This window comes from Actinomyces sp. HMSC075C01 (assembly GCF_001812965.1).
Lineage (GTDB): Bacteria > Actinomycetota > Actinomycetes > Actinomycetales > Actinomycetaceae > Actinomyces > Actinomyces acetigenes.
This window is the reverse complement of sequence record NZ_KV810987.1, coordinates 137,173-160,414: the sequence shown is the minus strand read 5'-3', so window position 1 is coordinate 160,414 and position 23,242 is coordinate 137,173. Positions and strand designations below refer to the sequence as shown.

Here is a 23,242-nt window from a genome sequence, read left to right as displayed (position 1 = left end):
GGCGTTGCCCCATGGGGGTAATCGATCCATTTGAGATTTTCCTTTCAGCAGATGGGAACAGGGATGGGGGAGTCATACATCAGGTGATGGCGCCAGCAACCTCTTCCAACGAGGCAGCCTGGAGCTCCAGGCTGGGATGCTGGTAGCGGGCCGTCGTCAGAGCCTGCGTCTGCCCAAGAATCTCCTGTGCGGTCCTCAGCGAGACGCCCGCCTCGAGCAGCAGCGTTGCTGCCGTATGGCGCGCCGAGTGCAGCCTCATCGGAGGCAGCCCCTCCTCCTTTAGCGCCGTCTTCCAGTCCTCGTGATCGCGACGAGGATCGACGGGGACCCCTGGCTGTGACTCGAAGACGAACCTGGTTGGCCTAGCAGTCTCAAGATGTTCGGCGAGCGAATCGGCCAGAACCTGCGGCAAGGCGACGCGGCGTTGTGAGCCAACGGTCTTGGGACGCAGGAGCCACAGGCCGCCGTGAACCTGCTCTGCCTCCATGTGCGACGGGACCGGCGCCTCACGATCAGGGCAGTCGCCCGCCCTCTGGTAGCCACATGGCCAGGCTCCCAGAGCCTTGATCCCGCACCCGTGCTCCCAAGTCACCCTGCGCAGTTCCCAGGCGAGATCCGCCCAGGGCATCGCATCGTCAAGGTGGAGGTGATCGAGCTGCAGGCCGAGCGCCTCGCCTTGACGCTCTCCAATCATGAGCGCCAACGACCATCTCGCATGATCGCCTCGTGAGCGCCTCGCTCTCAGGAACCTGCGGGCCTCCTCAGCGCTCATCGCACGAGGCGGCTGCGACAACGTCGGCGGAGCCTTCACCAGACGCGCCACGTTCCTGGGTGCCACTCCCTCACGCTCGGCAGCCGCGAGCGCGGCGCGCAGGACTCGGTGGACTTTGGCGGCGGTGGAGGAAGATCTGCCCGACTGAGCGATGTGACGATGAAGGGTTCGGATGTCGCTGGAGGAGAGGCGGTCGATCCGGCAGCGACCGATAGCTGGGACGATGTGTGTGCGGGTGAGGGAGCGATAGTCGGCTGTTGTGGCGGGCTTGCGGATCGGGGCGACGTCCTGGTCGATCCACTGCTCCATCCACTCGGCAACGGTCACAGGGCGGTTGGTGGAGACGTTCCCGGTGCGGGCGAGCTCGTTCTGCGTCTCTCGCATCTTGCGCAGTGCTTCGACCTTGGAACGGGTGCGGAATACCTTGCGGCGCCGGCGGCCGGTGGCTGGGTCCGGTGGGAGCGGGACTGCGGCCACCCACCGACCCTGGGCGTCCTTGTAGACGGATCCCTCGCCCTTGCCCCGTCTTGCGCCCATCCCCTGCTCCTCCTTGGCTGGCTACCATGTAGCCCATCGTGTAGCCAAAGGATACCGGAAATAGCCGACATGGGCGTCTCTAGTGAGGAGGGGGAGGCGCTGGTATTCCGCGGTGTGACGGCTTTTCGTTGGTACCCCCTGTGGGGCTCGAACCCACGACCTTCGGATTAAAAGTCCGCAGCTCTGACCAACTGAGCTAAGGGGGCGTGCCGACGGCCGGAAGCAGAGTCCAGACGCCATCGGCAGGGGCCAGCATAGCCGGACAACCGACCGCCGTGTCGAACCGGCCTCACCGTCGGCCGGAAGTGAACCCACGGGGGAGCGCCCATGCTCCCGCGAGACAATGGGTCTGCGCGTCGTCGCCGGCGCGCCTGCACCGCGTGAGGAGTCCCCATGGCCCGCCAGTTCCACCGCCCCGCCCGGCTCGACCCCGAGGCCGCCGAACAGATCGAGGGCAGCACCGACACCGCCGTCGCCTCCGAGCTCGCCCACCGCGCCGCCCAGGCGCTCATCGGCGGCTTCCCCGGCAGCGAGACCGAGGGCGACCCCATCACCCGCTCCGGCATCGTCGCCGCGGTCGCCACCAACGGCATCGACGACATTGCCGAGCTGTGGGCCGACTCCTCGGCCACTACCCTGCCCGGCACCCTGTGGCGCCTGTTCCTCGTGCGCGAGTGGATCCGCCGCGACCCCGAGCTCGTCGCCCGCCGCTACGCCACCGTCGTCGACCTCACCGAGGCCGACGACACCACGAACGCCCGCCTCGAGTCCGCCCTCAGCGAGGCGCGCCCCGTGCCCTCCCCGACCGACCTGCGCGAGTGTCTCGACGCCGTCCTGGCCGGCAGCGTCGAGGGCTCCGTCACCGAGATCGCCCCGCTGCTCAGCGCCACCGCCGGATTCCTGCGCGCCCTGGCGGCCGGCTCCAACCCCGTGTGGATCGAGGACGACACCGACGAGCTCGCCGACCGCGTCACCCGCCGCGACTCCGCCCTCCTGGCCACCGCCGACGAGCTCACCGACGCCACCCGCCGCGCCGCCGCCGGACTCCTCGACTGAGAGGGCCTTGCGCAGGGGCTATCCGGGCGCGAGATGTCCAAATCGGTGACAAAGGCCCGAAGCAAGCCTTCGTGGACGGATCAAAACCGCATGATTCCGCGGTTCTGTTGAAGGCGTGAAGAGTGCGCAGGCTCCTTTGTCACCGATTTGGACACCAACGGCACCATCGGCGAGATCATGAACGCTGCGTCGGCGCAGTATCCGCGTGCATCGCCGCCGCTGCGGGCAGAAAAGTGGTGCTGACGCTCGGATGCGGTTGCCGAACAGCCGCTGCGTGAGGACTGAATCGCCGTGAGGAGTAGGGAAGTGTGCCGCACGCGATGGGGAGGAGTGCGCAGCGGGGTCGCCTATCGGCCATGAGTCCCCAGAACGGGCGGGAGCGGTGGGCCTCGCATATTCGCCGAACCGGACCGGACCTCCGCCCCACAAGGCTGCCCGGACGTGGGACCATGTGGCCATGACCAACGACGCGCCCCACTCCGCCCCCACGCCGCTCTCCCGCTTCCTGGGCGGGTGGATGCGTCACCCCAACCTTCAGGAGCTCGGGCAGGTGACCGACGACGCCGAGGCGGCCGAGACTGTTGAAGCCGCGGAAGCCACGGAGGCCGCCGAGTCGGCGGTCTCGCCCGAGGCCGCGAGCACCGGCGGGCCGGCCGTCTCCGCCGAGGTCGCCGACCCCGACGACCCCGAGGGCTCCGAGGAGACGGTCGAGGAGGAGCACGTCATCGAGGTCGCCGACCCGCGCGACTTCGCCGACGACTCCGGCCCCCAGTACGAGGATGAGGACTTCGACGACATCGTCGACGGCGAGGAGGCCCCCGCCCCCGGCCCCATCGGCACCGCGACCCCCGCCATCGCCCCCTCCTCCATCACCTCCGCCAGCTCGCACTCGGCCCCGTCCGCCGCCGAGGCCCAGGCGACCTCGTCGACCACGGCGCTGGGGGACCGGGGCCTGCCCGCTCCCGGCGGCGACCCCCGCTCGGGCCCCGCCGCCGGCTCCGACAGCGCCCCCTCCGCGGCCTCCTCACAGAGCTCGGCCGGCGCGACCGGTGCCAGCGCCGCGGCAGACGCCGCGGCCTCGGCCGCCTCCGCCGACACCGCCCAGGCGGACCCCGAGGATCTCCTGCCGCCCCTGAAGTCCTTCAAGAACCGCTTCATCGACCGGGAGCTGACCTGGCTGGACTTCAACGAGCGCGTCCTGGAGCAGGCCGAGGACCACACCCTGCCCCTGCTGGAGCGCGCCTGGTTCCTGGCGATCTTCTCCTCCAACCTGGACGAGTTCTACATGGTGCGCGTCGCCGGGCTCATGCGCCGCATCAAGGCCGGCATCACCCCGGTGCGCGCCTCCGGCCTGGACGCCAACCAGGTCCTGGCCCAGGTCACCAGCCGCACCAAGGAGCTCACCGCCCGCCATGCCGCCCTCTTCCAGGAGGACATCCGCCCGGCCCTGGCCAAGCGCAACGTGGACATCCTGGGCTGGGACGAGCTCAACTCCGACCAGCAGGAGCGCCTGACCCGCTACTTCCGCCACCAGATCTACCCGGTCCTCACGCCACTGGCGGTCGACCCCTCCCACCCCTTCCCCTACATCTCGGGCCTGTCCCTCAACCTCGCCGTCATCCTGCGCAACCCGCGCAGCGGCAAGGAGCACTTCGCCCGCATCAAGGTGCCCGACTCCCTGCCGCGTCTCATCCAGGTCCCCGGCCGCGAGCTCGACGCCGCGGACAAGGCCGCCGGCTGCGCCGTCATCCCCATCGAGATCGTCATCGGCCAGCACCTCGACCACCTCTTCCCGGGCATGGACATCCTGGAGCACCACCTCTTCCGGGTCACCCGCAACGAGGATCTCGAGGTGGAGGAGGACGACGCCGAGAACCTCCTCAAGGCCATGGAGAAGGAGCTCGAGCGGCGCCGCTTCGGCGACTGCGTGCGCCTGGAGGTGGAGGACACCATCTCCTCCTTCACCCGCCGCTACCTGGTGCGCGCCCTGGGCCTCAAGGGCGACGACGTCTTCGAGCTCCCCGCCCCCCTGGACCTGACCTGCCTCAACCAGCTCCACGACCTGGACATCCCCGACCTGAAGTACCCACGCTTCGTGCCGGTGACGGCCGCGGGCCTGGCCGCCTACGAGTCCTCCTCCGCGCCGGACGTCTTTGCGGCCATGCGCGAGCACGACGTCCTCCTGCACCACCCCTACGACTCCTTCTCCACCTCCGTCCAGGAGTTCGTGGCCCAGGCCGCCGCCGACCCCAAGGTCCTGGCCATCAAGCAGACCCTCTACCGCACCTCCGGCGACTCCCCGATCGTGGACGCGCTCATCGAGGCCGCCGAGGCCGGCAAGCAGGTCGTGGCCATCGTGGAGATCAAGGCTCGCTTCGACGAGGAGGCCAACATCTCCTGGGCCCGCAAGCTCGAGCGCGCCGGCGTCCACGTCGTCTACGGCATGGTCGGCCTCAAGACGCACTGCAAGCTGCTGCTCGTCGTGCGCCAGGAGTCCGACGGCCTGCGCCGCTACTGCCACGTCGGCACCGGCAACTACCACCCCAAGACCGCCCGCGGCTACGAGGACCTGGGGCTGCTGACCTGCGACCGCGACGTCGCCCAGGACCTGACCACCCTGTTCAACCAGCTCTCCGGCTACGCCCCGCGCGCCCGCTTCCGCCGTCTCCTCGTGGCCCCCCGCGGCCTGCGCAACGGGCTCGTGGAGCACATTGAGCAGGAGATCGCCAACCGTAAGGCCGGCCTGCCCGCTTGGATCCGCATCAAGGTCAACTCCATCGTCGACGAGACCGTCATCGACGCCCTCTACCGCGCCTCGCGCGCCGGGGTGCCGGTCGACATCGTCGTGCGCGGCATCTGCGGCCTGCGCGCCGGCGTCGAGGGCCTCAGCGAGAACATCCGCGTGCGCTCCATCCTGGGGCGCTTCCTGGAGCACTCGCGCATCTACGCCTTCGCGGCCGGCGGCCAGACCAAGCTGTTCATCGGCTCGGCCGACCTCATGCACCGCAACCTCGACCGCCGTGTCGAGGCCCTGGTGCGCATCACCGACCCCGCCATGGTCGAGGACCTCGAGTGGCTGGTCACCCACTGCGCTTCCGACGACGTCGCCTCCTGGCACCTCCAGCCCGACGGATCCTGGGAGCGTCGCCTCCTCGACGCCGAGGGCAACCGCCTCGAGGACATCCAGGACAGCCTCATGGCCCGGGCGCGCTCGCGCGTCAAGGGCCGGCACTGAGACGGCCGTGCCATGAGCCCCTCCAGCAAGAAGAACAGATCGCGCGAGACCGTGAAGGCCGCCGGCGCCCTCGTGTGGCGTGAGAACGGCAAGCACCTCGAGGTGCTCCTGGTCCACCGTCCCCGCTACGACGACTGGTCCATTCCCAAGGGCAAGGTCGAGTCTTGCGAGTCGGTGCGCACCTGCGCCGTACGTGAGGTCGCTGAGGAGACCGGCGTCCAGGTGATCCTGGGCCAGCCCCTCAGCCGCGTGCGCTACAAGATCGGCGACGGTTCGCGAAAGGAGGTCCACTACTGGGCCGCCCGCGTCGCCCCCGAGGCCTCGGCCGCCGTCGCCGCCCGTTGCGCCGTCAAGCCCGCCTCGGCCAAGGAGATCGACGGCGTCGAGTGGCTGCGCGTGGGTCATGCCCGCAAGCGCCTGACCTACTCCTACGACCGCGACCTGCTCGGCGAGCTCGTCGACCTGTGGGAGGACGGCAAGCTCGACACCTGGACCCTGGTCCTCGTGCGCCACGGCCGCGCCGTCAAGCGCTCCGTGTGGAACCGCCCCAAGGAGCGGGACAAGGAGACCGACGAGGCCACCCGCCCCCTGACCCACGACCAGGGCGAGACCCGGGCTCGCGCCCTGGTCCCGATCCTGGCCGCCTACGGGGTCGGGCGCGTCATCACCAGCCCCTGGAAGCGCTGCGTGGACACGGTCGCCCCCTACGCCGCGGCCGCGGGCCTGAACCTGGAGACGGCCGGGGCCCTGACCGAGATGGCCCACGCCCAGAGCCCCAAGGGCGTGCGCTCCGTGGTCAAGAAGGTTCTGCGCGTGCGCGAGGAGCCGACGGCGCTGTGCACCCACCGGCCCGTCCTGCCCACCATCATGGGAGTCGTCTCCCAGTACGCCCCCGGAAAGCTCCTGCGCTCCGTGCCCGACCGGGACCCCTGGCTCAAGACCGGTGAGATCCTCGTGGTTCACATGGCCCGCCGCCCCCGCGGCAAGATCCGCGCCGTCGCCATCGAGAAGCAGCGCCCGGTCCTGTCCGAGGGTCGGTGACGGAGACGGCCGCTAACGGAAGATATGCGTCATCGCGGTCAGCCCGTTGCGCATGCGATCGACCAGTTCGGTAGGACTGTCGCGTCGGCCGCGCCGCACCCAGGTGACAAGTGTTGCCGCCATGGTCGCGCTGAGCATCGCGACGGCGAACTCATCAGTCTCATGCTCGACTTCGTCGCCGCGGGTGGCCGTGCGACGTCGAAGGAGCCCTAGCTCATCAGCTCGCGCAGCATGCGCTTCGATGAGGATTCCCACGCGCCCCTCTCTAACAACCGCTTCAAGCAGGTCACTCTCCCGGAGCCAGACCGACGTGAATGCGACGAGGGCGTCGTAGGTGGTGGAGGCCTGTCGACTTTGTGATATCGCTTCGTTGAACGCCTGCTCGCAGCCGTAGGCCAAAACATCGGTCAGCGAGTCGAAGATCCGATAGAAAGTTGCTCTCCCCACCCCGGACGACCTCAGAACGTCAGTGACGGTGAGGCTGCTCAAGCGTTGTGATCCCAAGCATCGCATGAGGCCCGTGTAGATGAGCCGGGCGGATGTTCGCACTCGTTTGTCATCTTTGATCCGATACACAGTGCCCCCGAGTGTTCCACTTTCCTGCCTGCGATTGTCTCACAGACGGAGGAGGGGCGAGTCTTGCCCGTACCAGCAACCGCTGAACGATCGACGAAAGGTGATTCTCATGGCATACCTCGATTACGACCTCGCCACCGGGCAGCGCCGTTCAGCCGCCCAGGAGTGGGCGCTCCACCGCCGCTCGGCCCAGACTTCCTCGAGTGGCACTACTTTACGGCTCCTCTGAGCGGAGCCAACGGGCACGAGTACTTCCTGTTCCTGTGCTCCTTTAATTTCAGTGGTGAAACATACAGGAATGAGATCACGAAAGGGCACCCCGAGCAACTGCCGGCAGACCTCGTGCCGATAGTGACTTCCGCTCATCTGAGCGACTACACCGACGCGATGGTACGAGGCGGGGACGGGCTGAGTCTGGTCGACCCGCTGGCGGCGCATAACGAGTCCCGTAACGCACTGGTTGTGCGCGGCGGTCCGAGTGAGTATGACATCGACCTAGCTTATGAGGGTGACAACCTGATTGTGCGGGCCCGTACTGATATCTACGAGTGCGAGCTGACTTGCTCCGGCGCAGAGGAGGTGATGTGGATGCGCGACTCACTCGATAAGGATGGTTTCATTCGAGAGGGTGGTCAGAGCGAGCGCAGCTTCTACTACTCTCTTCCTCGCCTCCCCTTCCGCGGGTGGCTGCGGTATACGGATGATGAGGGGGACGAGGTTCGGACCGACGTCACCGGGCAAGGATGGGTGGACCGACAGTGGGGGGAATTCATGACTCGTAGCTGGGAATGGACCTCCTTCCGATTCGCCGACGGTGACCGGCTCAACACCTACAACTTCGGGAACGGCTACCAGGTCTGCACTTTCTTGGATCGAGAAGGCGTGACCACGAGCTATCCGGGGTTCCGGGTGATCCAGAACGGTTATCTGCGCACCCCCGCCGACTCCTGGGTCTCATGGGGGTGGGACTACGAGGTCCCGGTCAAGGATGGCTGGTACCGGTTGGTCCCGATGAGTGACAAGGACATTATCAGCAGTGACATGAACACCTTCTTCGAGGGGCTCAGCCGCGTGCTGGACCGGGAGGGACGGCAGGTCGGATGGGCGGTCACTGAGTCCATGGACACACGTGTCATGCACAATGGGCCGCACGACCTCTTCAACCATTTCCCGAAGAGCTGACCGTTTAATGGTTCTCGCATAGCCTCTCTCCGGCTTACTGCGCTCTATTCGGCCCTGCTGCACGGTCTCGGAACTGCCGTGCAGCAGGGTCTTGGGAGGGAATGCCGTTGCTACGTCGCCTGTGAGCGGGACCTGCGCCATGCCAGGAAGGTGAGGACGTCGAGGGCCAGGAGGCTCAGCAGTGAGGCGTGCGCGGCGAACCAGAACGGTATGTCGTGGGGCAACAGCTGGCTGGGGTCGAAACCGTGCTCCTCGGCACGGTTGACCGCCGCGGTGTCGGCATTGCTCCACAGCACGAAGAAGCTGATGACCGAGGTGTTGAGCGCCGCCAGCACGGAGAAGAACGCGGGGCGCGAGGAGATCGTGAGGTTGCTGTCATGCGTCATGTCGATGTCCTTCATCTGAAGCGGTCGTCTCCCCACCACCGTATCGAAATATGACCGTCCTCACGGGAGGTGTTTACCGGCCGTTTACCCCGGTCACCCGGAACCTTCATCCGGGGCGCCTATCGTGACCGCTGCCTGACAATCACCCGGTATCCGACTGGACCCCCGACCCCCTCTGACTGAACGAGGAGAGCCTGTGCTCCTGACCCGTCGCGGCGCCCTGGGCGCCCTGAGCGTGGCCACCCTGACCGCGCTGACCGCCTGCGGGCGCGACGCCGGCGCCCCCGACCCCAACGCCTCCAGCGACCTGGTGGGGGAGATCCGCGGCGCGGGCGCCACCTCCCAGTCCGACGCGCAGGACGCCTGGATGAACACCTTCATGGGCGCCAACCTGCGCGCCACCGTCGACTACGCCGGCGGCGGCTCCGGGGCCGGGCGCACCAAGCTCGTCGAGGGCGCCATCGACTTCGCCGGCACCGACACCCCCATGACCGCCGACGAGATCAGCCGGATCGGCGGCGCCGTCGAGCTGCCCCTCTACATCTCCCCGATCGCGGTGGCCTACAACCTGCCCGGCTTCACCGGCGAGTCCCACGTCAACATGACCGGCGAGGTCCTCGCCAAGGTCCTCTCCGGGGCCATCACCCGCTGGAACGACCCCGCCCTGGCCGCCCTCAACCCCGGCGCCGCCCTGCCCGACCAGCGGATCATCGTCGTGGGCCGCTCCGACGACTCGGGCACCACCAAGGCCCTGACCACCTACCTGGCCACCGTCGCCCCCAAGGCCTGGCCCCACGAGCCCGAGGAGACCTGGCCACTGCGCGGCGGCCAGTCCGGCGACGGCACCGCCGGCATGATCCAGACCGTCTCCGCGGCCACCGGCACCATCGGCTACGCCGACGCCTCCAAGGTCCCCGCCACCCTGGGCACCGTCGCCGTCGGCTCCAACGGGGCCTACGTGCCCGTCTCCGCCAAGGCCGCGGCCACCGCCCTCGACGCCGCCACCCTGGGCGCCGAGGCCGACGAGACCCGCCTGCTCTACCAGCCCAGCCACGACGCCGAGGGCGCCTACCCCATTGTCCTGGTCTCCTACCTCGCCGCCCGCCTGCGCTACGACGACGCCCAGATCGCCGCCGTCGTCAAGGCCTACCTGCGCTTCGCCGCCTCCACCCGGGGGCAGGACGCCTCCACCAAGGCCACCGGCTGCGCCCCCATCACCCGCCAGATGCGCGAGAAGATCAACGCCGCCATCGACAAGATCGCCGCCTGAGCCGCCGCCCGGCCGACCACCCCGACGCCGCACCGAACCACATGACCAGCCAGCACCCACCCGCCCAGCCGCCGCCCCAGACACCCCGAGGAGGGTCAGCCGTGGCCAGCACCACTCCACCGCCGTCGTCGCCGCCCCCAGCGGGCACCGAGACCGCCTCCAGCAGCGCCGACGACGCCATCATCCAGCCCGGCAAGGCCCCCGGGCAGACCGGCAACCGGATCTTCACCGGCCTGTCCTTCGGCGCCGGCACCTTCATCATGGTGGTCCTCGCCCTCGTGGCCGCCTTCCTCATCCGGGAGGCGCTGCCCGCCCTGACGGCCTCGCGCGAGACCCTGGAGTCGGTCTCCTTCATGCGCGACCGCAGCCTGTGGGGCTACGTGGCCCCGCTCGTCTTCGGCACGCTGCTGTCCTCGACCATCGCCCTGGGCGTCGCGGTACCGCTGAGCATCGGGGTGGCCCTGTTCATCTCCCACTTCGCCCCGCGCCGCCTGGCCCAGGCCCTGGGCTACATGGTGGACCTGCTGGCCGCGATCCCCTCCGTGGTCTTCGGCCTGTGGGGATTCCTGTGGCTGGTGCCGCTGCTCGACCCCCTCAACACCTGGCTGAGCGAGCACCTCGGCTTCATCCCGCTGTTCGCCGACTACACGGCCCCGGCCAAGAACATCACCACCGCCTCCCTGGTCCTGGCCGTCATGATCCTGCCGATCATCACCGCCACCATCCGCGAGATCTTCCTCCAGACGCCCACCCTCCAGGAGGAGGCCTCCCTGGCCCTGGGCGCCACCCGCTACGAGATGATCCGCCAGGCCGTCCTGCCGTTTGGTCGCTCCGGCATCATCTCCGCCTCCATGCTGGGGCTCGGGCGCGCCCTGGGGGAGACCATGGCCGTCCTCATGATCCTCTCGCCCGGCATGGGGCTGAACCTCCGCATCCTCCAGGCCGGCCAGCACCAGACCATCGCCGCCAACATCGCCTCGCAGTTCCGCGAGGCCTACGGATTGAGCGTCAACGTGCTCATCGCCACCGGCCTGGTCCTGTTCATCATCACCTTCGCGGTCAACTCCTTGGCGCGGTGGATCATCGCGCGCCGCTCCGAGTTCTCAGGAGCCAGCTGACATGACGCCCACGAACACACCCGAGCCCACCGCCGGCGCGGCCTCCGACGGTGCGGCCTCCCGCCCCGAGCCCACCGCCGGCGAGACCGGCGCCCCCGCGCCCAAGTCCCTCAAGGCCGCGCTCGCGGCCGCCGAGGCCCCGGCAGCCCCCGTCGATCCCCTGGCCGACCCGCCCACCATCGAGGGCGTGCCCCTGACCTCCTACCGCCTGCCCGACTGGTTCATCTGGGCGGCGCTGGGAGCCGCCTTCGTCGTCGTCGGCGGGATCGGCCTGCTGGCCGGGTGGAGCATCGCCGCCGTCGTCGCCCTGACCGCCCTGGTGTGGGTGGTGGGCGCCACCGCCGTCTCCTGGGTGCGTGAGGGTGAGCGCTGGGGCCGCAACACCCTGGTGACCCTCCTCATCTACCTGTCCTTCGCCGTCGTCATGGTGCCGCTGGTCTCCCTGGTGTGGATGGTTCTGTCGGGCGGCTCGGCCCGCTTCGGCTACGACTTCCTGACCACCAACATGCGCGGCGCCGACGCCTCCAACGGCGGCTTTTACCACGGCATCGTCGGCACCCTTCAGATCACTGGGATCGCCACCCTCATCTCGGTGCCCCTGGGGCTGTTCACCGCCGTCTTCCTCGTGGAGTACAACGGCGGCTGGATCGCTCGGGTCATCACCTTCCTCGTCGACGTCATGACCGGCATCCCCTCGATCGTGGCCGGGCTGTTCGCCTACTCGATCTTTCTCATCGTGGCCGGCCCCCGCTACCAGGCCGGCATCATCGGGGCAGTTGCCCTGAGCGTCCTCATGACGCCGGTGGTCATCCGCGGCGTGGAGGAGATGCTCAAGCTCGTCCCCTCCCACCTGCGCGAGGCCTCCTACGCGCTGGGCGTGCCCAAGTGGCTCACCATCGTCAAGGTCGTGCTGCGCACCGCGGTGGCCGGCATCACCACCTCCGTCATGATCGCCATCGCCCGCGTCATCGGCGAGACCGCCCCGCTGCTCATCACCGTGGGCCTGACGATCCGCACCAACACCAACCCGCTGGACGGCTCCATGGCCACCCTGCCGGTGCTCGTCTACGACCAGTACTCCCGCGGGGAGGCCGCCGCCATGGAGCGGGCCTGGGCCGGGGCGCTGACCCTCATCATCCTGGTCATGCTGCTCAACCTCGCCGCCCGCCTCATCTCCAAGTACTTCAGCCCCAAGAGCGGCCGGCGCTAGACCGGCCGGAGCCGCCGGGACCACCGCGCCCGCAGCGCCCCAGAGCCCTCAGCAGTCCACCTCAGGTAAAGGAACCGACGTGTCCAAGCGCATCGACGTCATCGGCGAGAACATCTACTACGGCGACTTCCTGGCCGTGAAGGACGTCAACGTCGTCATCGAGCCCAAGTCCGTCACCGCCCTCATCGGCCCCTCCGGCTGCGGGAAGTCCACCTTCCTGCGCACCCTCAACCGCATGCACGAGACCATCCCCGGCGCCCGCGTCGAGGGCCAGGTCATCGTCGACGGCGTCAACCTCTACGGGCCCGGCGTCGATGCCGTCCAGGTGCGCCGCGCCATCGGCATGGTCTTCCAGCGGCCCAATCCCTTCCCCACCATGTCCATCGCCGAGAACGTCCTGGCCGGCGTGCGCCTCAACAACCGGCGCATCAAGAAGTCCGACGCGGACGACCTGGTGGAGGCCTCCCTGCGCGGAGCCAACCTGTGGGACGAGGTCAAGGACCGCCTGGACCGGCCCGGCCTGGGACTGTCCGGCGGCCAGCAGCAGCGCCTGTGCATCGCCCGAGCCATCGCGGTCAAGCCCGCCGTCCTGCTCATGGACGAGCCCTGCTCCGCCCTGGACCCCATCTCCACGCTCGCCATCGAGGACCTCATCTCCGAGCTCAAGACGGACTACACGATCGTCATCGTCACCCACAACATGCAGCAGGCCTCGCGCGTGAGCGACATGACCGGATTCTTCAACCTGGAGGCGACCGGCAAGCCGGGCCACCTCGTCGAGTACGACTCCACCGACAAGATCTTCTCCGCCCCCAGCCAGCAGGCCACCGAGGACTACATTTCCGGCCGCTTCGGCTGAGGATCGAGGGGCCAGGTGTCACGAATGGCGACTTTCCAGGTCGCCTGAGGCCGGTCTGAGCGCACCCTGATTCACGTTTATGCAGGTCAGCGTGTGACACGTCGGTCCGGGAGCTGGTGCCGCGCAGGTAAAAGTCGCCCGGAGTGACACTTTTGGGCGCCTTGCGTGACGCGGCGGTGCGGTCACGAGGGGGAGGCGGGCGACAGGACGCTCAGGAGAGGGGGACGTCGGGCCGGAGAGCGCCAGTCGGCGCGAATGCCGCTCGCGGCGGCTTGAGTTGGAGCCCGGGGCCCGTCACGGCCCGACGCCGCATAAAAGTCTACAGGCCCGGGCTCTGGGCCGCGGCGGTGTCCACGCAGTGAATCCACCCGGCGGACGGGCGTCTGGTCTGCCCTTGGCTGGATCTGCTCTGTCCGGGCCTTCCCGGAACTGGTGCGTTCAGGCGTCCTCGGGGGCGTCCAGGCGGTAGCCGACGTTGCGCACCGTGCCGATGAGGTTGTCGTGTTCGGTGCCCAGCTTCGCGCGCAGGCGACGGATGTGCACGTCCACCGTGCGCGAGCCGCCGATGTAGTCCTCGCCCCACACCTCGTGCAGGAGCGCGTCACGGGTCAGGACCCGCCCTCGGTTGGCGGCCAGGAACTTCAGCAGCTCGAACTCCTTGTAGGTCAGGTCCAGGATCGTGCCGCGCAGTCGGGCCGTGTAGGCGGTGACGTCAATGACGAGATCGCCTACGTCGATGCGGTCGTCGTCGACCTCGTCCACGACCGGGACATGGGCGCGCAGCAGCCGCAGCCGGGCCGACAGTTCGGCGGGCTTGGCGCCGGCCATGACGAAGTCGGCGGCGCCCCAGTCGATCTGCACCGCGGCGGCGCCGCCTTCCTCCACGATGAGGATGATGGGCGGGCAGTCCATGGGCCCGGTGAACAGCTGGCACAGAGCACGGGCGCGGGTCAGGTCCCCGCGGGCGTCGATCATGACGACGTCAGCGCTGTCCACCTCCGCGTAGGAGGACGGCATCGGGGGAAGGCACTCTACCGGGGAGTCGAGGAAGGCGGTTGCCGGCAGGACATCAGTGGCCTCACTCTCACGAGTGAACATGATGATCCGCATGGCTGCTCCTCCCGCGGCTCGCGATCTGGACTCGCCGGCGCAGTCGAACTGAGCAGCGGCGATACTGTTGGGACAAGTCAACCACACCTGGTCGCGGGTGAAATCCCCTGGGGCAACGACTGTCCAGATACTGACCACCCAGGAGGATGATGGGGCGGGGCTGGAGTGGGCGCCGCGGCCGCCCGGGTGTGGGACGATGCGTGCTGTGACTACCCACCACCGACGAGCCCAGCCGGCCGCGCGCACCCGCGGGGCCTCCCGCGGCTCGCGCGATCACTCCCCTGCCGCAGCCGTTCCGACGGCCGCCGGCGGCGCGGCGGACTGGGCCAGCGTCATCAGCACGGGTGACTCCGGCGTCTCGGCCGGGCCCGCCGCACGCGCGACCGACTCGAATACCTCCGGTGAGTCGGCCAGCTCCTCCGGTGCTCCGGGAGCGGCCCGCTCAGCGGACTTAGGGGATGACGTCGACCTCACCGAGGACCTGGGCTACGCCACCCGCCGCGCCTCCAACCGCCCCAAGGAGCCGGGCCTGGTGGACCCGGCCTGGACCCGGCTCGCCTTCGCGGGCGTGGTGCCGCTGCTGCTGGCGGTCGGCTCGGTCCTGCCCGGCTGGGTGAGGCTGGCCCTCGTGGCCGTCCTGGTGCCGGCCGCCGCGCAGGGCTGGCCCGCACTCGTGCGTGCCCGGCACGACCTGGGCGGCACGATCGTCATGACGATCAGTGGGCTGTCGGCCGCCGTCAGCGTCTACCTCCTCGACGACATGGGGGTGGCCGGCCTGGTCATGGCCTTCTCGATCCTGCTGGCTTTCGTCGGCCAGATGCTGCGGCGCGACGGCCGGCACAACCTGGTCGAGGACCTGTCCTCAACGGTGGCCGGCTGCCTCGTGGCGGTCTCCGGTTCGGCCTGGTGCGCTCTGGAACCGGGACTGGCCGACCCGGCCATTGTGGTGCCCACCTGCCTGGCGCTGTTCGTCGGCGCCGTCCTGACCGTCCTCAACGTGCGCGCCCGGATGCTGGAGGCCCTCACTGTCACGGTGCCAGCCCTGTTCGCCGGCGGCGCCGGCTACGTGCTGGCCTCGGCCGGCTTCTTCGGCCTGTCCCACATCAGCGCGACCGCGGCCCTGCAGAGCGCCGTGGCCTGCATGGTCGTCGGCTTCGTGGCGGGGGTCCTCATGGCCTCGGGCAACCGTGTCCTGTGGACCCACCGGTGGGTGCCCGGCGGGCGGGCGGCGGTGGCCTCCGCGCTTGTGCCGATCCTGTCGGTCGGCGTGCCGGTCTACGCCATCGCCCGCCTCCTGGGCGGCTTCATCGCCGGCTGACGGCGGTCGCCCGGCCCAGCGAGGCCCCGAGGACGCCGCGTCACGGCGCCCGAATGTCCAAATCGGTGACAAAGAGGCTCCGAAGCCCTGCGGTCAAGCTAAGAAACCGCAGAATCATGCGGTTTCGTCTGGCGCGCTCAGCGCTCCTCACCGCCTTTGTCACAGATTTGGACACCGAGGTGCCGATTCTGCCCGGATTTGCGGCTCCGGGATGCGGTGGACGCACGGGGCGCCGGCGGATCCTCGCGGCCCGGGCGGGCAGCGCGCATGATGCGGCCCGGGGTGACGTCGTAGGCTGCGGGCATGGCATTCACGCTTCCTGACGACCTGGCCCCCGAGCTCTACCCGCTGGCCTGGCTGGCCGGCACCTGGCGCGGCTACGGCATCCTCACCTACGGCGAGACCGTGCCCGAGCAGGCCGTCTACCAGGAGATGACCTTCGACCACGACGGCGGCCCCTACCTGCGCCAGACCACCACCATCTGGACGGTCGATGCCACCCGCTCCAAGAACCTCGACTTCGAGATGCCCGGCCTCCAGGGTGCCTCCCTCCTAGCCCCCGCCCAGATCTGGTCCACCGAGACCATCTACTGGCGACCCGTCGGCCAGGAGCAGCCCGACGCCGCCGAGACCACCGACGACGCCGACACCAAGGGCTCCGGCGGTCCGCTCACCCCCGTCACCCGGCTCGAGCTCGTCTCGGCCGACCCCGCCGGCCACGTCGCCGTCTGGGAGGGCTGGATCCAGGGGCCGCGCGCCCAGGTCGGTACCCAGGCCGTGGGACGGGCCCGCACCGCCGTCCCCGTGGAGGAGATGACCCGCATGTTCGGGCTCGTGGGCGGCGACCTCATGTGGACCCAGGACATGGCCGCCTTCGGCCAGAGCGAGGTGACCACCTACGCCTCGGGCCGCCTCGGCCGCGTCGACGACGTGAATGACCCCGCCGCCCAGCCCGGCTCCGCCCTCGACCCGGCTGAGCCGGAGGGCGAGTCCTCCACCTCCTCTGACTCCTCCATGCCCGCCTCCGACGACGCCGAGCCAAACGCCTGATGCTCCCCTCCTCGCTGCTGACCCGCCCCGGCGCCGTCGCCTCTGCCCCGGACGACCCCGACCAGGCCGTACCCGCCCACTTCGGCGACCCCGGCCGCGAGCAGGCCGCCCTGGCCGAGGGGCGCGCGGCCTGCGCCCTGGCGCGCGACGTCGTCACCGTCACCGGGCCGGATCGCCTGAGCTGGCTGACCACCCTGTCCAGCCAGGTGCTCACCGCCCTGGAGCCCGGCGACGGCGGCGCGGAGACGCTGCTCCTCGACGCCCAGGGGCACATCACCCACGCGCTCGCGGCCCTTGACGACGGCCGCACGCTCTGGCTCGTCACGGAGGCCGACAGTGGCGAAGCGCTGGCGACCTTCCTGGACTCCATGCGCTTCATGCTGCGCGTCGAGGTGACCGAGCGACCCGACGTCATGGCGCTGGGCGCCCTGGGGGAGGGGCTCGAGGCCCTGGCCCAGGCGGCGCGCGACACCGCGCCGGACGCCTCCGATTCACCGGAGGCGTCCGACGCCGCCGAGCCTCAGGGCTCACTCATCGGCCTGTGGCGCGACCCGTGGCCGGGCGTCGTCGAGGGCGGCACGAGCTACGACGTCGGAGCGGACCGGCCGCATCCCGGCCAGGGCTACCGGGCCGGCTTCGTCCTCGTGCCCGCTCGGAGCGTGGATGCCGTGGCGCGGGCCTTCCTCGCCGCAGAGGAGGGGCGGCGCCTGGCCGGTGCCCTGGCCTGGGAGGCCCTGCGCATTGAGGCCGGCCGCCCCCGCTGGGTCCGCGAGGCCGACGCCCGCGCAATCCCCCACGAGCTGGACTGGCTGCGCACGGCCGTGCACCTGACGAAGGGCTGCTACCCGGGCCAGGAGACGATTGCGCGCACCCTCAACCTGGGCCGGCCTCCGCGCCGCCTCACCGTCCTCCAGCTCGACGGCCTCGTCGGCGACCTGCCCCGACCGGGGGCGAGCGTGCGCATGGGGGAGCGGGCCGTGGGCGCCGTGACCTCCGTGGCGCGTCACCACGAGCTCGGCCCCATCGCCCTGGCTCTGCTGCGCCGGGCCGTGCCCGTGGGCGAGCAGCTGACCGTGGAGATCACCGAGGCCGACGAGGCCACCGGCGAGACCGTCCCCGTCGGGAGGGTCGACGCCGCCCAGGAGGTGCTGGTCTCCCCCGAGGGACGCGCCCAGGCCAGTCCCTCCGAGCGGCCCGGCGCCGAGCTGCGCAAGGGCCTGCGGCTCTGAGCGGTCCCGAGCCCGATTGGATTCGGCTGTCCCGAGCCCGGGCCGGCTGCTCTGGGACCCGAGCCCGACGTCTGCCCGGTGACGGTCCGGGGGCTGTCACCCGCGGTGGCCAGTCGCTGTCGGCTCGAGGCTGAAGCAACGGCTGCCGGCCGCTGCGTGAGGCGTCAACTGTTCTCGCTGGGCGTGGCCGCCTGTCTGGGCTCGGTGACCGGCGACCGGTAGCCTGTGCGCATGAGCGTCCTTTTTCTCATTGAGCACTACCTCTCGCTGGCCGTTGCCATGCTCTGGTGCGCAGCGCAGGTCCTCGCTGCTGTCCTCGGGGTCTGGGCGCTCATTGACTCAGCGTTGCGGCCGACTCAGTACTACGCCGCGGCAGGCAAGCGCAGCAGGAACTTTTGGCTCGTCGTCAATGCGGTGGCGGCCGTGGTCGGAACCTTCCTGGCGTATGAGGCCGTTCTGGCTGTCTACGTCGCGGGTGTGTCGACGGGGATGTCGTTCATTGGTCTACTGACCGTGGTGGCCAGCGCCGTCTACCTGGTGGACGTGCGCCCCGCCCTGCAGACGCTGGCGCCGGTGCGAGTGCGCTCCTCGATCCGTATCCCGGGGCGGGCCTCCCAGCGCCGACCGGGGCATGACGGGCGCGGCAGGAGCGCTGGTCGCTGATGCGCGCGGTCATTCAGCGGGTCAACCGGGCGGCGGTGCGGGTCGACGGCGAGGTGGTCGGCGAGATCACCCGGCCCGGCCTCATGGTCCTCGTAGGCGCCACGCACGACGACGGCCCACAGCAGGTGGCCACCGTGGCCCGCAAGATCGCGGACCTGCGGCTCCTGGAGGGCGAGCTCTCGGTGACCGACGTCGGGGCGCCCGTGCTCGTCGTCTCCCAGTTCACCCTGTACGCCGACACCCGCAAGGGCCGGCGCCCCACCTGGAACAAGGCGGCCCCCGGCGAGGTGGCCGAGCCCCTGGTGGAGGCCGTGGCCGAGAACCTGCGCGGGCGCGGCCTGGAGGTGGCCACCGGCCGCTTCGGCACCGATATGAAGATCGACATGGAGGCCGACGGTCCGGTGACGATCCTCATCGAGGCCGAATAGGGCCTGTTGCGAAACTGGGGTGAGGTGACCGCGTGTTCGTACTCTCTACCCCTCGAGCGCGCGCCTCAAGGTACGACCGCGACGTCGGCGAGAACCGGCCTGCCCCGGACATAGGCAACAGGACCTAGGCCGAAGGAGGCGACGACGATGCAGTACCGTGGCCGATGCGATGTTCAGAAGGCGCTGAGATGACGGGGCGCTCGCGGGCGGTGGTGGTCGCCATGATGATGTGGTGGGCCGTCTTCGGCTGCATCAGTGTGTCCTGGGCGCTGGGCTCCCCATGGCTGGTCGACACGGTCCTCCAGGGTGAGGGGCTGCGGCTCGCCCAGGAGCGGCCCACCTGGTTCGTCGTGGTCGTGTTCGTCTCCGGGCTGGTGAAGCTGGGGTTCGTCGTCTTCGGCTTCGCCCTCCTGCGCCCGGACATCATCAGGGTGCCGCGCTGGATGCGCCTGGCCTTCGGGTGGGTCTCGGGAGTCCTGCTCATCGCCTACGGGATTGCCGGCTCGGTGCCGGCGATCCCGACGATCATGTCCGGAGAGCCGCTCTCTCGATACGGCTGGTGGCGGCTGGTTCTGTGGATGCCTCACTTCTGGGTGGGCGGGATCCTGGTGCTGGCCGCGACGGTCGCCTACCTGCGCTGTAGCCGGCCCGCTGCGGCCGGTCCCGCCGTGCACGCGGGCGCTGCTGGGCGTTGACTCCCGCGGTGAGTGTCCACAGAAATGACATTAGCCCGCACAAGCCACCCGCCCACCACCTAGAACCACGGAATCACGCGGTTTTCAAGCCAGCACCAACGTCGTCGGGCATCCAATGTCATTTCTGTGGACATCGGGCGTGGCCGGGCGAGGTATGTCGATTCCATGCATCGCCTATGGGTGGGTGGAGAGAATCCGTTGGACATCGGTGACGATCTTCCCTGAACGCACATTGTTGGACGTGAAGCGGATGGGCGTATAACCCTGCCGGACCAGTTCGCGATCGCGTTCCCGGTCGTGGTGGAAGGGCCAACGGTCGGAATGGAACTCGTAGCCGTCCAGCTCGATGACAAGCCACCCGGCCACCACCAGGTCCACTTCTCCAACGTCTGAGATCACCATGCCGTCGGAAACATCTATTCCAGCGTCCTGCAGCTGAACTCTGGCCAGGGTCTCCAGTGGGCTGCGAGCGCGATCGCTGGTGCGTTTCAGGCGATTCCGGCCAAGAACACGGCGGGGACCGCGCAGATATGCGGATACCTGCTGGCGAGTCGTTCTGCCCCGATGCAGGGCGGCGTCGGCGGCGACCAGAGCCGTCCATTCTTCTGCGCAGCACAGGAGATCGGCGATGCAGCGGGCGAGGGAGACAACCGGGAAGTCTTCCAGCCGAAGGACGGAACGCCCACGAGTCTCGTGTCTGTGCTCACCCCATAACGGAGGTAATCGACGTCCTTGCGGAGTCAGAACATGGACACTGCGCGGTGGAGAAGGGAGCGGAAGGCCGTAGTAGGCGGCTGCATGCTCGCAGGTGATAAGACCTCGGTGAAGGCGGGCGATGAGGATGCGTCGGTCGGTGCCGGGCAGCGCTACGATTCCGTGCGGGTACCGTTTGAGTTCTCCCGCGTCTACCAGGGCCTGGAGGCGGCGGCGCCCGGTACGGTTCAGATGTAGATCAGCCTGTGCAACGGCGCCAAGCGCGTCGCCGATGCGGGTCAGCACATTGTCGTCCATGAGACAATTCTTGGACTGCTGGAGCTGAGGCGCTAGGAAGTGGCTGGTCCCTGTGGATAACTTCCGGCGTTGACGAGCCGCGTCTCCTGCTTGACGTCCACAGAAATGACATTGGATGCCCGACAAGGTTGGTGCTGGCTTGAAAACCGCGTGATTCCGTGGTTCTAGGTGGTGGGCGGGTGGCTTGTGCGGGCTAATGTCATTTCTGTGGACACTCGGGGTGGTGGCACGCCCCGGCGAGGCCGGTCGGTGCTGCTGGGGCAAGAGGAGAGGGCCGGGTATGCGCCCCCGACTGCGCTTCCCGGCCCTCGCTTGAGTGTCACTCGGCTGGCATTCCCGGCTCAACGGGGAGTGGTCCCCAACCGGCCGTCAGGTAGGGGGTGGCCGGCTTCAGCAGCTGAGGACCGCGTCGGTGCCGACGCCGGCTCCGGCGGAGATGTCGGCGAGCTCGTGGTCGTCGGCGTTGCCGCCGGTGCAGACGATCGCGCAGGGTCCCTGGCGGGTGGGGTCGGCCATGAGCCCGGCCAGGCTCGCGGCCCCGGCGCCCTCGGCCAGGGTGTGGGCGTGGGTGGCCATGAGGCCGATGGCGCCCTGGATCGCCTCGTCGTCGACCAGGATGAAGTCGTTGAGGCTGCGGCCCAGCACCGACTGGGTGAGGGCGAAGCTCGCCCCGACGGCCAGCCCCGCCACGCGCGTGCGGCTGTGGACGGTGGCCGGCTCCCCGGACCTCCAGGCGCGATGCGCGGCTGGCGCGGCGCTGGACTGGACGCCGATGACCCGGCACCCGGGGGCCAGGACGTCGCGCACGAGGCAGGCGCCGGCGGCCCCGGAGCCCGAGCCGACCGGCGCGTAGACGGCCTCCAGGCCCGGGTGGCGGCGGAAGAGCTCGAGGTAGACGGTGGCGTGCCCGAGCACGATGGCCGGCTCGTCCCCGGGGGAGACCATGCGCATCCCCTCACGCAGGGCGAGGGCCTCGGCGTGGGCCAGCGACTCGCACATCGTCTCCCCCTCCACGACGACCCGAGCCCCCAGCGCGCGCACCGCGGCCACCTTGCGGGCCGGCGCGCCCACCGGGACGACGACGGTGACGGGGACCTCGCTGCGGGCTCCGGCCCAGGCCAGGGACTGGGCGTGGTTGCCGGTGGAGGCGGTCACGACGCCGCGGCGCCGCTCCTCGGGGCTGAGCGCCGCCATGAGCGCCACCCCGCCGCGGACCTTGAAGGCGCCGGTGGGCTGGACGTTCTCGTGCTTGACCGTGACCTCCACCCCGGCCTTGGCGTTGAGCAGCGGGTAGGACCAGGCGGGAGTCTCAGGCAGGACCCGCGAGACGGCCTCGTAGGTGCGCAGGACGGCGTCGAAGTCGAGGCCGGACTGGGTGCTGGCGGGAGCCTGGGGCAGGGTGTCGATGACGGTCATGGCTTCATGATGCGGGCAGCCGGGGTATCGGTCCAATGAATCTTTTGACGAATACCCATCGATACAGGGCATACTTGGTGGCGTGATCGATGTGCAGCAGCTTCGGGCCCTCGTGGAGCTCTCCCGCCTCGGAACCGTCTCGGCCGCCGCCGAGTCCCTGGGCTTCAGCCAGTCCACCGTCTCCCACCAGCTCGCCGCCCTGTCGCGGGCGACCGGCGCGGTCCTGCTGACGCGGGCCGGACGCGGCGTGCGGCTCACCGAGGAGGGCCGGGCACTGGCGGTGCGGGGCCAGGAGGTCCTCGACCTGCTGGAGCGCACCGAGCGCGAGGTCGTCTCCATGGCCCGCGCGGAGGCGGGGCGCGTGCGCCTGGCCGCCTTCCCCTCCGCGGTGGCCTCCCTGGTGCCGGGGGTGCTCGACGTCGTCGGCCGGCAGTACCCGGGCCTGGAGGTCGAGCTCGTCGACGCCGAGCCGCCCGAGGCCCTCGACGCGCTGCGGCGCGGGCGGGTGGACGCGGCCCTGTCCTTCTCCTATGTCGACGACGACGCCGGCGAGGGCCTTCAGGCCGAGCACCTGCTCGACGACGTCCTCTACCTCGTCACCCACCCCGGCGGCATCACGCGCATCGCCGACGGCGCCCAGTGCCGGTGGGTGACCGGCTGCGCGCGCTGCCGCGAGGAGCTCCTCGCCGTGGGGAGAGCCAACGGCTTCACGCCCGAGACCGCCTACGCCTCCGACGACTACGTGGCCGTGCAGGCACTCGTCGCCGCCGGGGTGGGGGCGGCCCTGCTGCCCGGGATGGCGCTGAGCGCCTACCGGCACGAGGGGGTTCAGGTGCGGCCGCTGGCCCGCGAGCAGCGGCGCGTCGAGGTGGTCACCCGCGCCGAGCGGCCCCGGCCGCTGGCCATTGACGTCCTGGTGGAGGCCTGCCAGGCGGTGGCCCGCCGCACGAGCCTGCGCCGCCCCGCGGTCAAGGGCGCGGCAGCGACGCCCTGACTCGCCCTCTCGGGTAAGACGGCACCAAGCATTGATTGACGTGGGTCACAGTGCTAAAGTCGAGTCACGCAATCGTTTGCGCAGTG

The 23,242-nt window shown here is 69.7% G+C and carries 21 protein-coding genes and 1 tRNA gene; 15 read left to right on the top strand and 7 right to left on the bottom strand.

What is annotated here, in order from left to right:
• Positions 1 to 79: 79 nt before the first annotated feature.
• The gene (locus HMPREF2883_RS06305) at positions 80 to 1,309 is read right to left on the bottom strand and encodes a tyrosine-type recombinase/integrase (protein WP_070659784.1); all 1,230 of its coding nucleotides are present in this window, start codon (positions 1,307 to 1,309) and stop codon (positions 80 to 82) included.
• A gap of 129 nt (positions 1,310 to 1,438) precedes the next feature.
• Positions 1,439 to 1,515: transfer RNA gene (locus tag HMPREF2883_RS06300), tRNA-Lys, on the bottom strand.
• A gap of 187 nt (positions 1,516 to 1,702) precedes the next feature.
• Here HMPREF2883_RS06300 and HMPREF2883_RS06295 point away from each other — a divergent pair.
• The 3 genes from HMPREF2883_RS06295 to HMPREF2883_RS06285 all read left to right on the top strand — a co-directional run bounded on the left by HMPREF2883_RS06295 (position 1,703) and on the right by HMPREF2883_RS06285 (position 6,641).
• A complete protein-coding gene (locus HMPREF2883_RS06295) occupies positions 1,703 to 2,365 on the top strand; it encodes a hypothetical protein (protein WP_070659782.1) in 663 nt (220 codons plus the stop codon).
• A gap of 457 nt (positions 2,366 to 2,822) precedes the next feature.
• Positions 2,823 to 5,600, top strand: coding sequence for an RNA degradosome polyphosphate kinase (locus HMPREF2883_RS06290; protein WP_070659780.1), 2,778 nt, complete (start codon positions 2,823 to 2,825; stop codon positions 5,598 to 5,600).
• Between the two features lie 12 nt (positions 5,601 to 5,612).
• Positions 5,613 to 6,641 carry an NUDIX hydrolase gene (locus tag HMPREF2883_RS06285; protein ID WP_070659778.1) on the top strand — a complete coding sequence of 343 codons (1,029 nt, stop codon included), beginning with the start codon at positions 5,613 to 5,615 and terminating at the stop codon, positions 6,639 to 6,641.
• A gap of 12 nt (positions 6,642 to 6,653) precedes the next feature.
• Here the strand turns inward: HMPREF2883_RS06285 and HMPREF2883_RS06280 are convergent, their stop codons facing one another.
• Positions 6,654 to 7,130, bottom strand: a complete 477-nt coding sequence (locus HMPREF2883_RS06280) for a hypothetical protein (RefSeq protein WP_141759050.1) — start codon at positions 7,128 to 7,130, stop codon at positions 6,654 to 6,656.
• 312 nt (positions 7,131 to 7,442) lie between these two features.
• On the opposite strand from HMPREF2883_RS06280, the gene HMPREF2883_RS06275 reads away from it, so the two are divergent.
• Positions 7,443 to 8,399: a carotenoid 1,2-hydratase gene (locus HMPREF2883_RS06275; protein WP_256277367.1), complete on the top strand. Its 957-nt coding sequence runs from the start codon at positions 7,443 to 7,445 to the stop codon at positions 8,397 to 8,399.
• Positions 8,400 to 8,509: 110 nt separating this feature from the next.
• Here HMPREF2883_RS06275 and HMPREF2883_RS06270 read toward each other — a convergent pair whose 3' ends face one another.
• Complete coding sequence (locus HMPREF2883_RS06270; RefSeq protein ID WP_256277364.1) at positions 8,510 to 8,785, bottom strand: cell surface protein; 276 nt, start codon at positions 8,783 to 8,785, stop codon at positions 8,510 to 8,512.
• Positions 8,786 to 8,981: 196 nt separating this feature from the next.
• Here HMPREF2883_RS06270 and pstS point away from each other — a divergent pair, with 196 nt between their 5' ends.
• The 4 genes from pstS to pstB all read left to right on the top strand — a co-directional run bounded on the left by pstS (position 8,982) and on the right by pstB (position 13,242).
• A complete protein-coding gene (gene pstS / locus HMPREF2883_RS06265) occupies positions 8,982 to 10,055 on the top strand; it encodes a phosphate ABC transporter substrate-binding protein PstS (RefSeq protein WP_070659770.1) in 1,074 nt (357 codons plus the stop codon).
• Between the two features lie 101 nt (positions 10,056 to 10,156).
• Positions 10,157 to 11,173, top strand: a complete 1,017-nt coding sequence (gene pstC, locus HMPREF2883_RS06260) for a phosphate ABC transporter permease subunit PstC (RefSeq protein WP_070659768.1) — start codon at positions 10,157 to 10,159, stop codon at positions 11,171 to 11,173.
• 1 nt (position 11,174) lies between these two features.
• A complete protein-coding gene (gene pstA / locus HMPREF2883_RS06255; RefSeq protein ID WP_176747157.1) occupies positions 11,175 to 12,383 on the top strand; it encodes a phosphate ABC transporter permease PstA in 1,209 nt (402 codons plus the stop codon).
• Between the two features lie 79 nt (positions 12,384 to 12,462).
• Complete coding sequence (gene pstB / locus HMPREF2883_RS06250) at positions 12,463 to 13,242, top strand: phosphate ABC transporter ATP-binding protein PstB (protein ID WP_003781705.1); 780 nt, start codon at positions 12,463 to 12,465, stop codon at positions 13,240 to 13,242.
• Positions 13,243 to 13,680: 438 nt separating this feature from the next.
• On the opposite strand, the gene HMPREF2883_RS06245 is transcribed toward pstB, so the two are convergent.
• A complete protein-coding gene (locus tag HMPREF2883_RS06245; RefSeq protein ID WP_070659766.1) occupies positions 13,681 to 14,352 on the bottom strand; it encodes a winged helix-turn-helix domain-containing protein in 672 nt (223 codons plus the stop codon).
• 196 nt (positions 14,353 to 14,548) lie between these two features.
• Here HMPREF2883_RS06245 and HMPREF2883_RS06240 point away from each other — a divergent pair, with 196 nt between their 5' ends.
• The 6 genes from HMPREF2883_RS06240 to HMPREF2883_RS06215 all read left to right on the top strand — a co-directional run bounded on the left by HMPREF2883_RS06240 (position 14,549) and on the right by HMPREF2883_RS06215 (position 19,735).
• Positions 14,549 to 15,670 (top strand): hypothetical protein, encoded by a 1,122-nt coding sequence (locus HMPREF2883_RS06240; RefSeq protein ID WP_070659764.1) that lies wholly within the window; start codon positions 14,549 to 14,551, stop codon positions 15,668 to 15,670.
• Positions 15,671 to 15,973: 303 nt separating this feature from the next.
• Positions 15,974 to 16,720 (top strand): heme-binding beta-barrel domain-containing protein, encoded by a 747-nt coding sequence (locus tag HMPREF2883_RS06235; protein ID WP_070659762.1) that lies wholly within the window; start codon positions 15,974 to 15,976, stop codon positions 16,718 to 16,720.
• Positions 16,720 to 17,949 carry a CAF17-like 4Fe-4S cluster assembly/insertion protein YgfZ gene (locus HMPREF2883_RS06230; RefSeq protein ID WP_070659761.1) on the top strand — a complete coding sequence of 410 codons (1,230 nt, stop codon included), beginning with the start codon at positions 16,720 to 16,722 and terminating at the stop codon, positions 17,947 to 17,949. The genes HMPREF2883_RS06235 and HMPREF2883_RS06230 overlap by 1 nt, the downstream gene beginning before the upstream one ends.
• A gap of 231 nt (positions 17,950 to 18,180) precedes the next feature.
• The gene (locus HMPREF2883_RS06225) at positions 18,181 to 18,612 is read left to right on the top strand and encodes a DUF2516 family protein (protein WP_070659760.1); all 432 of its coding nucleotides are present in this window, start codon (positions 18,181 to 18,183) and stop codon (positions 18,610 to 18,612) included.
• Complete coding sequence (dtd, locus tag HMPREF2883_RS06220) at positions 18,612 to 19,040, top strand: D-aminoacyl-tRNA deacylase (protein WP_070659759.1); 429 nt, start codon at positions 18,612 to 18,614, stop codon at positions 19,038 to 19,040. Before HMPREF2883_RS06225 ends, dtd begins: the two co-directional genes overlap by 1 nt.
• Before the next feature lie 188 nt (positions 19,041 to 19,228).
• Positions 19,229 to 19,735, top strand: a complete 507-nt coding sequence (locus HMPREF2883_RS06215; protein ID WP_070659758.1) for a DUF3995 domain-containing protein — start codon at positions 19,229 to 19,231, stop codon at positions 19,733 to 19,735.
• Positions 19,736 to 19,909: 174 nt separating this feature from the next.
• On the opposite strand, the gene HMPREF2883_RS06210 is transcribed toward HMPREF2883_RS06215, so the two are convergent.
• Positions 19,910 to 20,746, bottom strand: a complete 837-nt coding sequence (locus tag HMPREF2883_RS06210) for a DUF559 domain-containing protein (RefSeq protein WP_070659757.1) — start codon at positions 20,744 to 20,746, stop codon at positions 19,910 to 19,912.
• Positions 20,747 to 21,136: 390 nt separating this feature from the next.
• Entirely contained in the window at positions 21,137 to 22,162 is a 1,026-nt protein-coding gene (locus HMPREF2883_RS06205; RefSeq protein WP_070659756.1) for a threonine ammonia-lyase, read from the bottom strand.
• A gap of 82 nt (positions 22,163 to 22,244) precedes the next feature.
• On the opposite strand from HMPREF2883_RS06205, the gene HMPREF2883_RS06200 reads away from it, so the two are divergent.
• Positions 22,245 to 23,156 (top strand): LysR family transcriptional regulator, encoded by a 912-nt coding sequence (locus tag HMPREF2883_RS06200; RefSeq protein WP_070659754.1) that lies wholly within the window; start codon positions 22,245 to 22,247, stop codon positions 23,154 to 23,156.
• The last annotated feature ends 86 nt before the right edge of the window (positions 23,157 to 23,242 follow it).

What these genes read in the sequence shown, in the direction of transcription:
- HMPREF2883_RS06305 (WP_070659784.1), bottom strand. Translation starts at nt 1,309, where the DNA reads ATGGGCGCAAGACGGGGCAAGGGCGAGGGATCCGTCTACAAGGACGCC.
- HMPREF2883_RS06295 (WP_070659782.1), top strand. Translation starts at nt 1,703, where the DNA reads ATGGCCCGCCAGTTCCACCGCCCCGCCCGGCTCGACCCCGAGGCCGCC.
- HMPREF2883_RS06290 (WP_070659780.1), top strand. Translation starts at nt 2,823, where the DNA reads ATGACCAACGACGCGCCCCACTCCGCCCCCACGCCGCTCTCCCGCTTC.
- HMPREF2883_RS06285 (WP_070659778.1), top strand. Translation starts at nt 5,613, where the DNA reads ATGAGCCCCTCCAGCAAGAAGAACAGATCGCGCGAGACCGTGAAGGCC.
- HMPREF2883_RS06270 (WP_256277364.1), bottom strand. Translation starts at nt 8,785, where the DNA reads ATGACGCATGACAGCAACCTCACGATCTCCTCGCGCCCCGCGTTCTTC.
- pstA (WP_176747157.1), top strand. Translation starts at nt 11,175, where the DNA reads ATGACGCCCACGAACACACCCGAGCCCACCGCCGGCGCGGCCTCCGAC.
- HMPREF2883_RS06245 (WP_070659766.1), bottom strand. Translation starts at nt 14,352, where the DNA reads ATGCGGATCATCATGTTCACTCGTGAGAGTGAGGCCACTGATGTCCTG.
- HMPREF2883_RS06240 (WP_070659764.1), top strand. Translation starts at nt 14,549, where the DNA reads ATGCGTGCTGTGACTACCCACCACCGACGAGCCCAGCCGGCCGCGCGC.
- HMPREF2883_RS06235 (WP_070659762.1), top strand. Translation starts at nt 15,974, where the DNA reads ATGGCATTCACGCTTCCTGACGACCTGGCCCCCGAGCTCTACCCGCTG.
- HMPREF2883_RS06230 (WP_070659761.1), top strand. Translation starts at nt 16,720, where the DNA reads ATGCTCCCCTCCTCGCTGCTGACCCGCCCCGGCGCCGTCGCCTCTGCC.
- HMPREF2883_RS06225 (WP_070659760.1), top strand. Translation starts at nt 18,181, where the DNA reads ATGAGCGTCCTTTTTCTCATTGAGCACTACCTCTCGCTGGCCGTTGCC.
- dtd (WP_070659759.1), top strand. Translation starts at nt 18,612, where the DNA reads ATGCGCGCGGTCATTCAGCGGGTCAACCGGGCGGCGGTGCGGGTCGAC.
- HMPREF2883_RS06215 (WP_070659758.1), top strand. Translation starts at nt 19,229, where the DNA reads ATGACGGGGCGCTCGCGGGCGGTGGTGGTCGCCATGATGATGTGGTGG.
- HMPREF2883_RS06210 (WP_070659757.1), bottom strand. Translation starts at nt 20,746, where the DNA reads ATGGACGACAATGTGCTGACCCGCATCGGCGACGCGCTTGGCGCCGTT.
- HMPREF2883_RS06205 (WP_070659756.1), bottom strand. Translation starts at nt 22,162, where the DNA reads ATGACCGTCATCGACACCCTGCCCCAGGCTCCCGCCAGCACCCAGTCC.